The following is a 13135-nucleotide window of genomic DNA, read 5'->3' as shown; positions in this document are numbered from 1 at the left end:
TTGCCAACAAGGAGGAATAATGCTCAAGAAGGTCGTCGCCGCTGCGGCAGCCACTGGTGGTCTGGTTCTCGCGGGCGCGGGTCTGGCCGTCGCCGACGCCGGGGCCCAGGGTGCCGCCGTCGGCTCCCCGGGTGTCGCGTCCGGCAACGTCGTCCAGGTGCCGGTTCACGTCCCCGTGAACGTGTGCGGCAACACGATCTCGGTGATCGGGCTGCTGAACCCCGCCTTCGGCAACACCTGCATCAACAAGTGACGTTGTGCCTCACCCGGTGAGGGTCTGAATAAACCGTCGGCCCCGGAGTGCGCGCCATGCACTCCGGGGCCGTTCGGTCTCCCGACAAGGTGTACAAGATCACAACATAGGGCTTAAGGCAGGTAATTCAGCAATGCGACAGGTCACCCGCAAAGGCCTCATGACGGTGGCGGCCGCGTCCGGAGTCTTCGCCGCGGCCGGAGGCATGGCGCACGCCGACTCCGGCGCGCAGGGCTCCGCCACCCACTCGCCGGGCGTGCTCTCCGGCAACACCGTGCAGGCGCCGGTGGAGGCCGAGGTCAACGTCTGCGGCAACACGGTGAACGTGGTCGGGCTGCTCAACCCGGCGGCCGGCAACAAGTGTTCCAACGGCGGAGGCGGCAAGCACGCGCACGGCGGCCACGGCGACCAGGGCCACGGTTCCTCGCACGGTGGTTCCCAGGCCCGGGGGCACGCCAGTGACTCGCCGGGCGTGGCCTCCGGCAACGTCGTGCAGGCCCCGGTGAACGCGCCGGTCAACGTGTGCGGCAACAGCGTCAACGTGGTCGGCGTCGGCAACACCGCCGTGGGCAACGACTGCTCGAACGGCTCGGGCGGCGGCGGTTACGGCGACGACGGCCACGGTCCGTCGTACGGCGGCGGCTCCCACGCCGGCGGTCACACCGGTGACTCGCCGGGTGTGGCCTCCGGAAACCACATCCAGGTTCCGGTCCATGTGCCGGTCAACGTGTGCGGCAACAGCGTCAGCGTGGTCGGTGTCGGCAACGGGGTCGCGGACGACGACTGCGGGAACTCGGGCGGCGGAGGGGCGCACGAGAACCCGGGCGGCGGCACGCAGAACCCGCCGGGCGACTCCGAGGAGGCGTCCCCGCAGGCGCCGACCAAGCCCGGTCAGCCGGGCGGACCGGGCGGGCCCGGTGGCGAGGTCCCCGGCGGTGACACCAACACCCCGGGTACGCAGACCGTCACCCAGTCCGACGGCGCCGCGCAGCTCGCCCAGACCGGCGGCGACCTGCCTCTGGGTCTGATGCTTCCGGTGGGCGCGGGCGCACTGATCGGGGGCGCCCTGATCTACCGCAAGGCACGGGCCGCCGCGCTGTAACCGGCGGCGGCGTCCACCGAACGGAGCGGGCCCCGCACCAGCGGGGCCCACTCCGTTTCGTTCCGCCCACTCACCATGTGGCGCGCACCTGGCGGATGATCCGTCGGCGCAACCGCACCCTGCGGCTGCCGTCACGCAGCAGGCTCAGTCGGTCCAACTCCCAGTGTCCGTACTCGGCATGGTCCGTCAGCAGGCGTGTGGCGTCCTTGCGGGAGACCCCGCGCGGTACGTACACGTCGACAAATTCGTATTCCGGCATCGGTATCTATTGTGCGGGCTGGGGCCCGGTACGGATAGCGTCTGCACTATGTCTGATGCTGCGCAGCCCACCGCTGCCGAGGTACGCGCCGCCGCCGAGGCGGTCAAGACCGCGCTCGACCGCCACCTGGCCGCGGTCGAACGCCGGTCGGGGGAGGACGACCCGGCCGTCTACGAGGCGTTCAACGAGCTTGCCGCGGCCGCCGAGGAGTACGACGAACTGCTCTACGACCGCTATGACGAGGTCACTCCCTTCGAGATCCCCGGCACCGAGGACAGGCCGCCGTACATCGGCCCCGAGGAACCGGGGGCGCTCAGTGTGCTGATCCGCCGGGACTACACGGTGGGCGAGCCACAGCGGCTGCTGGCACAGGCGCAGCGGGTGGAGGCGGCCGAGGAGCCGACCGTCTCCGAAGGGGCGGCGAGCACGGTGCTCGGCGCCCTCGGCGTGCTGTTCGGGGAGTTCGAACCGGACGAGATCGCCTCCCGGCACAAGGAGTTCGGCCTGGAGGAGGGCGACTCCACGCTCTGGGTGACCGCCGCGGACGACACCGCCGAGCCCGGGGAGTGGCTGGAGGCGCCGTTCGAGGGGATCGACGCGCACCGGGTCGTCTGCCGCTTCGACGTCAGCGCGGTCTTCGACGACGAACCGGACGACGACGACCTGGACGACGACCTCGCGCCGGACGCGGAGCTGGACGAGGACGAAGATCTCGAACCGCTGGACGTGGACCGGTAGGGGTCCGGATCCACGGGCGCCGCTCGGCTCGGGGCGTCCGTGGCCGGGCCGCCGCAGGTTGTCGGTGGGCGCGGGCGCAGTTCCCCGCGCCCCTGGCGGACGGCCCTGCGGGCCGCCCCAAGGGGCGCGCGTTCGGCCCCCGCTCGTCCCGGCTCCCACGGCACCGTCAATCGGCCGACGGCACCTGCGCCTTGAGCAACGCCGGCAGCCGTGTCGTGCGTGGCTTCTGCGGGATCTCGGCGACCGCGCGGGGCAGGGCCTGCTCCACCCCGTGCACGACGGACAGGTGCCGCTCGGCTCGGCCGAAGGCCGTGTAGACCCAGGGGCGCGTGAGGGCCTGCGCCGCGTCACCCGGCAGCACCACCACCGCGGCCGGCCACCGGTGCCCCACGGCCTGGTGCGCGGTCAGCGCCCACCCGTGCCGCACGGTCTGCTCGACCCGCTCCTTCGGTACGACGACGGCCACGCCCGCGCACTCCAGGTGCAGCCCCTCGGCATCGGCCTTCACCACGCGGCCCGGGGTCGTACGGCCCGGCGCGGGGGAGTGGGCCACGCGGTCGCCCGGGTCGAAGCCGCCGAAACGGCCCGGACCGGGGTTCAGCCGCTCCTTGAGCGCGGCGTTCAGCGCCCGTGTACCGGCGGCGCCCCCATGACCGGGGGTGATCACCTGCACCTGCTCCGACGGGATCCCGAACGCCCTCGGTACCGAGTCCACGACGAGCTGCGCGGTCCGGTGCACCGCCTCACCGGCGTCCCGCACCGGCACGATCACGACCTCCTTGCCGGGGGCCTCGACCTGGTTCAGCTCGCCGATCCCGATGCCCGAGACCAATTCTCCGATCGGCCCGGGGTCGGGCGTCCGCGAGGCCACCTGCGGGCAGGCCCGGGCGGCGAGCAGGTCGGCGAAGACCCGGCCCGGCCCGGCGGACCACAGCACCCCCGGGTCGCCGCTGAGCACCAGCCGGGCCCCGTCGGGCAGCGACTCGGCGAGCAGCGCGGCGGTCTCGACGTCCAACTGGGGCGCGTCCAGCACCACGAGAAGGTCCAGGTCGAGCGCGCCGTCCACGTCACGGCCGGGTCCCTCGGCGCCGGACAGCAGCCCGGCGAGGGTCGTCACGGCGGTGTCGTCCCCCCCGGCGGTGTCGCGCCCGTCGGCGGAGGCCGGCTGTGAGGCGAAGTGGCGCCTGCCGTCCGCGCTGTGCGTCGCCGCGTACGCGCGCAGTCCGAGCTGCCGGGCTGCCGTGACGAGCGCCGCCGGTTCCGCGCGGGCCGCCTCGCCGCCGGTGTGCAGCACGAGCCCGTGTCCGGCGACGGCGCGGATCAGCTCCCCGGCGGAACGCGGTGCCGACGCCGCTGCCGAGGCCCAGTCGGTCGCATCCTCCTTGGGCAGGGAGTTCATGACGCGGGCCAGTCCGTCGGCGAGGCTCTCCTCGGCGAGGGCGTAACGCTCCAGGCCGATGAGGACGCGGACCGGGCGTTCCTCCTCCGCCTCGTCCCCCTCGCTCTCGCCGTCGGCGTCGGAGCCGGTGTCCGCGGCGGTCGGCGCGGGGGCCGGTGCGGACCGGGGCGCGGACGGTGCGTCGTCCAGCGCGTCCTGGAAGACCAGGGCCTCGCCCTCGGCCACGGTGCTCTGGACGGCCTCGTCGGGGTCGGGGACGGACCGCAGACCGAGCGCGGTGACCAGGGCCGGAGCCTCCAGCGCCGTGTGTCCGGCCAGGGCGGCCTGCTCCAGCAGCCATACGGTGATCGCCCGGCCCCGCCGCTCGTCGTCGGGGCCGCACTCCGCGCCGAGCAGGGCCCGCGCGAACCCGTCCGCCTGCTCGGGTCGTACGCCGGGAACGCGCAGCAGTTGCCAGGGGTCCTCCCGCAGTCGGGTGCCCGCGCCCGCGCCGAGCGCCTCGGCGACCTGGGGCACCAGCGCCTCGGGAGCACCGCCCTCGGCCAGCACCGCGCGCACCGCCTCGACCGTCTCGCCGGAGGGAGCCGCCCCACCGGCCTGGGGTGCCATGGGCTCCGGTCGCCGCACCGGCTCCTGCGCGGGCCGACGCGGCTTGGGCTCCGGCTCGTCGAAGGCGGTGGCCGTGGGTTTCCGGCCGCCCTCCACGGCCCGTACGGCGGCCAGGAGATCGGCGGCCGTCCCGCTGAGCTTGGCCCCGCTCGTGATCGGCGCCTTCTTCTCCGCCTTGCGCCGCTCGATCCGCTCCCGCTCCAACCGCTGAGCCGTCAACTCGGCCTGGGCCGCGGAGACTTCGGACGCTGTTTCGGCGGCGTCGGCGGCGTCGGCACGGTCGGCACGGTCGGCCTCGGCCGGCCCGCCGTCCCCAGTCCCTTCCTCCGCTTCCCCCTCGCCCGGCTCCGGATCGCTTTCGGCGGCACCTGCGGCACCGGCGGAGCCCTCCGGAGCGCCCCCGGCGGCTGCGTCGTCGGGCGCGTCGGAGGGCGGCGTGTCGCCCCGGCCTCCCGGCTCGTCCGTCCCCGTGGTCGCGGGCTCCGTGCTCACAGCGTGCTCCAGTCGTGATCGGGATAGCGGTGCACGGGCGCCGACACGTCGTCGAGAGCCCGGCAGATCTCGTCAGGAAGACTAAGGGTCTCCACTGACAATGCCCCCGTGAGCTGCAGGGCGTTGCGCGCGCCGACGATGGGCGCGGCCACGCCGGGCCGGTCGCGCACCCAGGCGAGGGCCACCTGGAGCGGGGTCACCGCGAGACCGTCCGCGGCGGTCTGCACCGCCTCCACGATGCTGGTCGCCGTCTCGTCGAGGTAGGGCGCGACGAACGGCGCCATGTGCTCGGAGCCGCCCCGGGAGTCGGGGGGCGTGATGTGGCGGTACTTGGCGGTCAGCACCCCGCGCCCCAGCGGTGACGAAGGGAGCAGACCGATGCCCAGGTCCAGCGCGGCGGGCAGCACCTCGCGCTCGACGCCGCGTTGCAGCAGGGAGTACTCCAGCTGCGTACTGGCCAGGCGCGTGCGTATACCGGGGGCCGCGAGCTGCCAGGTGGCCGCCTTCGCGAGCTGCCAGCCGCAGAAGTTGGAGACCCCGGCGTACCGGGCCCGGCCGCTGCTGACGGCCAGGTCGAGGGCCTGGAGGGTTTCGTCGAGCGGCGTCTGGGGGTCGTAGGCGTGGATGTGCCAGAGGTCGACGTAGTCCGTGCCGAGGCGGGCGAGGGAGGCGTCCAGGGCGGCGAGCAGATGGCCCCGGGAGCCGTCGAAGCGGCGGTCCGGGTCCGGGACGCTGCCGGCCTTCGTGGAGATGACCAGGTCGCGGCGGGGCACCAGCCCGTCCATCAACTGCCCGAGCAGGTACTCGGCTTCGCCGTCCCCGTACACGTCCGCCGTGTCCACGAGGGTGCCGCCCGCCTCCCAGAACAGCTTCAACATGTCCGCGGCGTCATGCTCGTCCGTGTCGCGGCCCCACGTCAGGGTGCCGAGCCCGATCCGGGACACGCGCAGGCCGGTACGGCCGAGATGCCTCTGCTCCATGGACGCCGACATTACTGGCCACGGTCCGTCACGTGGGGGCCTGTGGACAACGGAAACGCTCCATCGCACCGTGGGGGGAGCTCGGCGGAGCGCGGGGGTAGGGTCGGCGGGACAAGGACGTTACTGATCGGTAAGGGGAAGGCTGGTCTATATGAAGCTCGGGATCAACCTCGGCTACTGGGGCGCCGGCATGGACGGGGACAACCTGGCCGTCGCCCAGGAGGCCGACCGGCTGGGATACGCGGTGTGCTGGGCGGCGGAGGCCTACGGCTCGGACGCCGCCACCGTGCTCAGCTGGGTGGCCGCCAAGACCGACCGCATCGACGTGGGTTCGGCCATCTTCCAGATTCCGGCCCGCCAGCCCGCGATGACCGCGATGACCGCCGCGACGCTGGACTCGCTCTCGGGCGGCCGCTTCCGGCTCGGCCTCGGCGTCTCCGGACCGCAGGTCTCGGAGGGCTGGTACGGGGTGAAGTTCGACAAGCCGCTCGCCCGCACCCGCGAGTACGTGGAGATCGTCCGCAAGGCCATGACCCGTGAGCGCCTGTCGCACGACGGCGAGCACTGGACGCTGCCGCTGCCCGGCGGACCCGGCAAGCCGCTGAAGCTGACCGTGCACCCCACGCGCGAGCACATCCCGCTGTACATCGCCGCGATCGGCCCGAAGAACCTGGAGCAGACCGGCGAGATCGCCGACGGCGCCCTGCTGATCTTCCCCTCGGCCGCGCACCTGGAGGACACGGCGATCAAGTACCTGCGGGCGGGACGGGAGAAGGCCGGCAAGACCCTCGAAGGCTTCGACGTCTGCCCGACCCTGCCCCTCGCCGTCGGTGACGACAAGGACGTGACGACGCTCGCCGACACCTTCCGCCCGTACACCGCGCTGTACGTCGGCGGCATGGGCAGCCGCAAGCAGAACTTCTACAACCAGCTCGCCCAGCGCATGGGGTACGAGAAGGAGGCCGCCGAGATCCAGGACAAGTACCTGGCCGGTGACAAGGCCGGAGCCGCGGCGGCCATTCCGCACGAGCTGATCGACCAGACGACGCTGCTCGGCTCCGTCGAGCGCATCGCCGACCGGATGAAGGCCTACGCCGAGGCCGGGGTCACCACCCTCACGCTCGCCCCGGCGGGCTTCACCCTGGACGAGCGGATCGCCTCGCTCAGGGCGGGCACCGAGGCCATGGAGCTGGCTGGGCTCGCGTAACCCGAACGGCGCAGCGGCCGACGAATGCCGATACCGAACATTATCGGTCGGTATCGGCTGGTGTCGGCGGGACGGGCGGGTGGGGAAGTTCCGCGGCCGTGGTGGGGGCTCGGGGGTCTTCCCCGCCACGGCCGTCACACAGCACAACGCGGCGCGACCCGCCCGGTTACGCGTTCGCGCCGCCCCGGCATCCTCCGTTCGGCGGATTTGTCCGACACAGCTGTTGCCCGGCTCCTGGTACCCCATTTGACTCGTTTTCTGCAGGACCCCTGCCAGGACCCCTGCAGAGAGGTGCCTCAGATGCTTTCGGCCAAGAGTCTGTTCCAGGAGATCGTCGACAACGACGAGTCGTTCCGACTGTTCTGTTCGATCGCCGCCAGTGGCGAGACACAGGGCGGCTGGGAGAACGCGCGCATCGCCGCGCTCGTCCCGCAGAGCGAGCGTGCGCTCGCACCGAAGATCACCCGCCACGGTGCCGACGAGGACAAACACGGGCGGATCTTCAACGCCCTCATGAAGAAGCGCGGCCTGCGCCCGGTGGAGGTCCCGCCCGAGACCGACTACACCATGCTCCTCGAACGCCGAGGCATCGGTCTCGCCCACGAGAAGCTCAAGGCCGACCAGGCCCTCACGCTGCGGGACATCATCGTCTACCTGTCCCACAGCCGGGTCACCGAACAGCGCGCCGCCGACCAGATGGTGATGCTCCGCAAGCACTTCGCGGACCATCCCGAGATCGGCAAGGCCGTCCGGATGATCTCCGACGACGAGGACAACCACCTCGCCTACACCCACGAGGAGCTGCTGCGCTACGCGGCCGCCGGACACGGTCGCCTCATCCAGCGGACCCTGCGCGAGTGCGCCCTCGCGGAGATCACCGTCTACCGGGACGTCAGCCTGGCCGTCATGGACCACATGGGGCGGGTCCTGGGCTGGCCGAAGGCGAAGGCGGTCGTCCTCGCCGCGGGCATCCACGCCATGTACGCGTACGAACGGGTCGTCGGCTGGCGCCGCATGGTGACCCTGAGGATGCCGGAACGCCGCGACGCCCTGGGCGGACCGGCGACCGCGGCCCCCGAGTTCGCCTGAGCACCTTCGCGCACCCGTACGCGCGCGTGGGGCGTCGTCCTCCGCCCACGCGCGCGTACGGCACGAGGGACAGGGGCACGGGGCGGGCGGTGGCGGTGGCGGTGGCTACAGCCAGCCGCGGCGCTTGAAGAGCCGGTACACCAGCACCTCCGTCATGACCATCAGCGCCATCAGCGCCGGGTACGACCACACCCAGCGCAGTTCGGGCATGTGCTCGAAGTTCATGCCGTAGACACCGGCGGCCATGGTCGGGATCGCGGCCATGGCAGCCCAGGCGGAGATCTTCCGCATGTCGTCGTTCTGGCGGACGCTCATCTGCGCGAGATGCGCGGAGAGGATGTCGGAGACCAGTCGGTCCAGACCCTCGACGGACTCGTTGACGCGGGTGAGGTGGTCGTTGACGTCACGGAAGAAGGGCTGGGCACTCTCCTCGACGAACGGCACCGCGAGGGTGCCGGTGCCGGTGCCCGAGAGCCGGGTGAGCGGTGCGGCGAGGGGGCCGGTGGCCCGGCGGAACTCCAGGACCTGGCGTTTGAAGGTGTAGATCCGGGACGCCGTGTTCCGCGAGCCGCCGACGTCGGGCGAGAAGACCTCCGCCTCCAGTTCCTCCAGGTCGGTCTGGAGCTCGGTCGCCACCTCCAGGTAGTGGTCGACGGTGGCGTCCGTGATCGCGTACAGCACGGACGTGGGTCCCTTGCCGAGCAGTTCGGGCTCCTGCTCCAGGCGACGGCGTACGACGCCCAGGGGCGAGCCCTCGCCGTGGCGGACGGTGACGACGAAGGCGTGGCCGAGGAAGACCATCACCTCGCCGCTGGTCACGGTGTCACTGGACGGCTCGTACACGACCGGCTTGAGAACCATGAACAGCGAGTCGTCGTACACCTCCAGCTTGGGCCGCTGGTGGGCCTTCAGGGCGTCCTCCACGGCCAGCGGATGCAGCGCGAACTCCTCGGTGACCAGGGCGAACTCCTTCTCCGACGGCTCATGCAGGCCGATCCACACGAAGCCGCCCGAGGCACGGGCGGCGGCCAGTGCGTCCGAGAGGTCGTCGGGGCCCTCGGTGCGGTGCCCGTCCTGGTAGACGGCGCAGTCGACGATCACGGGGAGTTCCTTTCACTGGGCCTTGTCCACAGGGCCGGGGGAGTGCGTCGGACGGGCGTCTAGGCTGGGGCGCATGCCCACGTTGATCCTTGTCCGGCACGGACGTTCCACCGCCAACACCGAGGGCGTGCTCGCCGGGTGGACACCCGGGGTCGCGCTCGACGAGCGAGGTGCCGCGCAGGCCGCGGCGCTGCCCGGCCGCCTCGCCGGACTGCCGATCGCCGAGGTCGTCACCAGCCCGCTCCAGCGCTGTCAGGAGACGATCCGGCCGCTGCTCGACACCCGGCCCGGACTCGTCCCGCACACCGACGAGCGCATCGGCGAGTGCGACTACGGCGACTGGTCCGGCCGCAAGCTCGCCGAGTTGAACGACGAGCCGCTGATGGAGGTGGTCCAGGCGCATCCGACGGCCGCCGCGTTCCCCGGCGGTGAGTCGATGCGGACCATGCAGCACCGGGCCGCGGAGGCGGTCCGTGAGTGGAACGCGCGCGTGGAGCGTGACCACGGTGCCGACGCCGTGTACCTGATGTGCTCGCACGGCGACATCATCAAGTCGCTCGTCGCGGACGCACTCGGACTTCATCTGGACCTCTTCCAGCGGATCTCTGTCGAACCGTGTTCCATCACCGCGATCCGTTACACCCGGCTCAGGCCGTTTCTCGTCCGTCTCGGCGACACCGGGGACCTGTCGTCCCTGGCGCCGCGCGAGGAGCCCCCGAACGGTGACGCGACCGTGGGGGGCGGTGCGGGAGCACCGTGATCGTCAACCGCAGTAGGGTGAAGCGGTCGCGGCGGCGCTGAACCCCTCAGCAGCCGACGCGGCCGGTCCCGACGTCGATTCCAATGGAGACAGGACGTGTCCCGTCAGGTGTTCCTCTACGACCCCCCGGACCGCTTCGTGGCCGGTACGGTCGGGCTGCCCGGGCGCCGTACCTTCTTCCTGCAGGCCTCCTCCGGGCAGCGCGTCACCAGCGTAGCCCTGGAGAAGACCCAGGTCGCCGCGCTCGCCGAGCGCATGGACGAACTGCTGGACGAGGTCGTGCGGCGCAGCGGCGGCAGCGCCGCGGTGCCGGCCGTGGCCCCCACCGAGGTGTCGGACACGGCACCGCTGGAGACCCCCGTCGAGGAGGAGTTCCGGGTCGGCACCATGGCGCTGGCCTGGGACGGCGACGAGGAGCGGATGATCGTCGAGGCCCAGGCCCTGGTCGAGCTGGACGCCGACTCCGAGGAGGACCTGGCCGAGGCGGAGGAGCGGATGCTCCAGGACGAGGAGAACGGCCCGCCGATGCTCCGCGTCCGCCTCACCGGCACCCAGGCCCGGGCCTTCGCCAAGCGGGCTCTCGACGTCGTCAACGCGGGACGTCCGCCGTGCCCGCTGTGCAGTCTGCCGCTCGACCCGGAAGGACACGTATGTCCGCGCCAGAATGGATACCGGCGCGGGGAGTGACCTCCTCCGCCGAGCCGTCGCCCACCCCGCTGGTCGATCCGTCGGTCAGGCTGCTGGCCGAGGGCGAGCTGACCGTGCGCGGGCAGGTGCGGGAGGCGTCCAACGCGGTGCTGTACTGCACGGTCTCGCACGAGGGCCGGGAGGCCGCCTGCGTCTACAAGCCCGTCACCGGCGAGCGGCCCCTGTGGGACTTCCCCGACGGGACGCTCGCACAGCGGGAGGTCGCCGCGTACGAGGTGTCCGAGGCGACCGGCTGGGGGCTCGTCCCACCCACCGTGCTGCGGGACGGGCCGTACGGGCAGGGCATGTGCCAGCTGTGGATCGAGGGCGCGCCCGGGTCCGAGCTGCTGGCCCTCGTCGAGGGTGAGGAGGCCGGGGAGGGCTGGAAGGCCGTCGGCTTCGCGGCGGTCGGGGACGGCGAGACCGCGCTCCTCGTGCACGCCGACGACCAGCGGCTGCGGCGGCTCGCCGTCCTCGACGCGGTCGTCAACAACGCCGACCGCAAGGGCGGGCACCTCCTGCCCGCCGCCGAGGGGCGGCTCTACGGCATCGACCACGGGGTGACCTTCAACGTCGAGAACAAGCTGCGGACGCTGCTGTGGGGCTGGGCGGGGGAGCCGCTCACGAGCGAGGCCGTGGGTGTCCTGGAGCGGCTGCGGGACGCGCTCGCCGAGGGCGGCGCCCTGGCAGGGAAGCTCGTCGCGTTGATCACACCGGCCGAACTCGACGCCACGCGGGAGCGGGTCGCCGCGCTGTTGAAGAGCGGACGGCACCCGGAGCCGAGCGGGGAGTGGCCGGCGATCCCCTGGCCCCCGGTCTGAGGGCACCCCTCGCCGGTGCGGAACGCCGGAGTTGTCGCTGCTCGGCGGTCACGAGGCGCCGCCGCGCCCACCCGTGCCGCCCCAGCGGCACGACCGCCCGCGGAGAGACGACGACACTCGCGCGACAGGGCGTACCCCCGAGTGCCCAGGTGCCCGGCATAGTGGCGCGGCGATCGGGTTAGGCTCGTGGCATGCATGCCTGGCCCGCTTCTGAGGTCCCCGCCCTGCCCGGCAAGGGCCGCGACCTTCGGATCCACGACACCGCGACCGATGGGCTCATCACCCTTGACCCCGGTCCCGTCGCCCGTATCTACGTCTGCGGTATCACCCCCTACGACGCGACCCACATCGGTCACGCGGCGACCTACAACGCGTTCGACCTCGTTCAGCGCGTGTGGCTCGACACCAAGCGGCAGGTTCACTACGTCCAGAACGTGACGGACGTCGACGACCCCCTGCTGGAGCGGGCCGAGCGCGACGCCATCGACTGGGTGGCCCTCGCCGAGAAGGAGACCGCCCTCTTCCGCGAGGACATGACCGCCCTGCGGATGCTCCCGCCCCGCCACTACATCGGCGCGGTCGAGGCCATCCCCGGCATCGTTCCGCTCGTCGAGCGGCTCCGTGACTCCGGCGCCGCGTACGAACTCGAAGGGGACATCTACTTCTCCGTCGAGTCCGACCCCGACTTCGGCAAGGTCTCGCGCCTCGACGCCGCCACGATGCGGCTGCTCTCCGCCGAGCGCGGCGGCGACCCGGACCGGACCGGCAAGAAGAACCCCCTCGACCCGATGCTCTGGATGGCCGCGCGTGAGGGCGAGCCCAGTTGGGACGGCGGCTCCCTCGGCCGCGGCCGGCCCGGCTGGCACATCGAGTGCGTCGCCATCGCCCTCGACCACCTCGGCATGGGCTTCGACGTCCAGGGCGGCGGCTCCGACCTCGCCTTCCCGCACCACGAGATGGGCGCCTCGCACGCGCAGGCGCTGACCGGCGAGTTCCCCATGGCCAAGGCGTACGTCCACGCCGGCATGGTCGCGCTGCACGGCGAGAAGATGTCGAAGTCCAAGGGCAACCTCGTCTTCGTCTCCCGGCTGCGCCGCGACGGGGTCGACCCGGCCGCGATACGGCTCGCACTCCTGGCCCACCACTACCGCGCCGACTGGGAGTGGACCGACCAGGTGCTCCAGGACGCCGTGGCCCGTCTCGACCGGTGGCGCGCCGCCGTCTCACGGCCCGACGGACCGCCCGCCGAGGCCCTGGTCGAGGAGATCCGCGAGGCCCTCGCGAACGACCTGGACGCGCCCACCGCGCTCGCCGCCGTCGACCGCTGGGCCGCCCTCCAGCAGGAGCGGGGCGGCACGGACGAGGGCGCGCCCGGCGTGGTGTCGCGTGCCGTGGACGCGCTTCTCGGCGTGGCCCTGTGAAGCCGTTGCAGTAACGACTCTGCACAGACGTCGCCGACGTCACACGTGCCAGACGGGCATCGATGGGGCGCGTCCTCCGACCGGAGGACGCGCCCCATCGTTCGACGGCCGGGCCGCTCACGGGGTGGACGGTCGGCTCGCACCGCACCGCACCGGACCTGAAGACGCGGTGCCCGGACGGAAGTTCGGAGGGACAGGTCAGGAGCTGATCGGCCGA

General features: G+C 72.3%; 13 protein-coding genes. 9 read left to right on the top strand and 4 right to left on the bottom strand.

Annotation, left to right across the window (positions count from 1 at the left end; genetic code table 11):
• Window positions 1-19 precede the first annotated feature (19 nt).
• Window positions 20-253 (top strand): chaplin ChpH, encoded by a 234-nt coding sequence (gene chpH / locus RM704_RS08050; protein ID WP_033531632.1) that lies wholly within the window; start codon window positions 20-22, stop codon window positions 251-253.
• Window positions 254-386: 133 nt separating this feature from the next.
• Complete coding sequence (locus RM704_RS08045; RefSeq protein ID WP_033531633.1) at window positions 387-1355, top strand: chaplin; 969 nt, start codon at window positions 387-389, stop codon at window positions 1353-1355.
• A gap of 70 nt (window positions 1356-1425) precedes the next feature.
• Here RM704_RS08045 and RM704_RS08040 read toward each other — a convergent pair whose 3' ends face one another.
• Complete coding sequence (locus tag RM704_RS08040) at window positions 1426-1614, bottom strand: DUF5703 family protein (protein ID WP_005485166.1); 189 nt, start codon at window positions 1612-1614, stop codon at window positions 1426-1428.
• A gap of 48 nt (window positions 1615-1662) precedes the next feature.
• Between RM704_RS08040 and RM704_RS08035 the strand changes: the two genes are divergently transcribed.
• Window positions 1663-2352 (top strand): hypothetical protein, encoded by a 690-nt coding sequence (locus RM704_RS08035; protein WP_033531634.1) that lies wholly within the window; start codon window positions 1663-1665, stop codon window positions 2350-2352.
• Between the two features lie 166 nt (window positions 2353-2518).
• Here the strand turns inward: RM704_RS08035 and RM704_RS08030 are convergent, their stop codons facing one another.
• Together RM704_RS08030 and RM704_RS08025 are read right to left on the bottom strand one after the other, a co-directional pair.
• On the bottom strand, window positions 2519-4852 hold the full coding sequence (locus RM704_RS08030; RefSeq protein ID WP_033531635.1) for a helix-hairpin-helix domain-containing protein: 2334 nt from the start codon (window positions 4850-4852) through the stop codon (window positions 2519-2521).
• Window positions 4849-5832, bottom strand: a complete 984-nt coding sequence (locus tag RM704_RS08025; RefSeq protein WP_033531738.1) for an aldo/keto reductase — start codon at window positions 5830-5832, stop codon at window positions 4849-4851. The genes RM704_RS08030 and RM704_RS08025 overlap by 4 nt, the downstream gene beginning before the upstream one ends.
• Before the next feature lie 151 nt (window positions 5833-5983).
• Between RM704_RS08025 and RM704_RS08020 the strand changes: the two genes are divergently transcribed.
• On the top strand, window positions 5984-7039 hold the full coding sequence (locus RM704_RS08020; protein ID WP_033531636.1) for an LLM class F420-dependent oxidoreductase: 1056 nt from the start codon (window positions 5984-5986) through the stop codon (window positions 7037-7039).
• Window positions 7040-7339: 300 nt separating this feature from the next.
• On the top strand, window positions 7340-8128 hold the full coding sequence (locus RM704_RS08015; RefSeq protein WP_033531637.1) for a hypothetical protein: 789 nt from the start codon (window positions 7340-7342) through the stop codon (window positions 8126-8128).
• Window positions 8129-8233: 105 nt separating this feature from the next.
• Here RM704_RS08015 and corA read toward each other — a convergent pair whose 3' ends face one another.
• Window positions 8234-9229, bottom strand: a complete 996-nt coding sequence (corA, locus tag RM704_RS08010) for a magnesium/cobalt transporter CorA (protein ID WP_033531638.1) — start codon at window positions 9227-9229, stop codon at window positions 8234-8236.
• 73 nt (window positions 9230-9302) lie between these two features.
• Between corA and RM704_RS08005 the strand changes: the two genes are divergently transcribed.
• The 4 genes from RM704_RS08005 to mshC all read left to right on the top strand — a co-directional run bounded on the left by RM704_RS08005 (window position 9303) and on the right by mshC (window position 12918).
• A complete protein-coding gene (locus tag RM704_RS08005; protein ID WP_033531639.1) occupies window positions 9303-9989 on the top strand; it encodes a histidine phosphatase family protein in 687 nt (228 codons plus the stop codon).
• Window positions 9990-10085: 96 nt separating this feature from the next.
• Complete coding sequence (locus RM704_RS08000; protein ID WP_033531640.1) at window positions 10086-10676, top strand: DUF3090 domain-containing protein; 591 nt, start codon at window positions 10086-10088, stop codon at window positions 10674-10676.
• Entirely contained in the window at window positions 10640-11497 is an 858-nt protein-coding gene (locus RM704_RS07995; RefSeq protein WP_078937455.1) for an SCO1664 family protein, read from the top strand. The genes RM704_RS08000 and RM704_RS07995 overlap by 37 nt, the downstream gene beginning before the upstream one ends.
• 191 nt (window positions 11498-11688) lie before the next feature.
• Window positions 11689-12918 (top strand): cysteine--1-D-myo-inosityl 2-amino-2-deoxy-alpha-D-glucopyranoside ligase, encoded by a 1230-nt coding sequence (gene mshC, locus RM704_RS07990; protein ID WP_033531641.1) that lies wholly within the window; start codon window positions 11689-11691, stop codon window positions 12916-12918.
• Window positions 12919-13135 lie beyond the last annotated feature (217 nt).

Source organism: Streptomyces gottesmaniae (assembly GCF_031845845.1).
GTDB lineage: Bacteria > Actinomycetota > Actinomycetes > Streptomycetales > Streptomycetaceae > Streptomyces > Streptomyces akebiae.
Note: the sequence above shows the minus strand (reverse complement) of the source record. Positions and strands in the feature narration are given on the sequence as shown.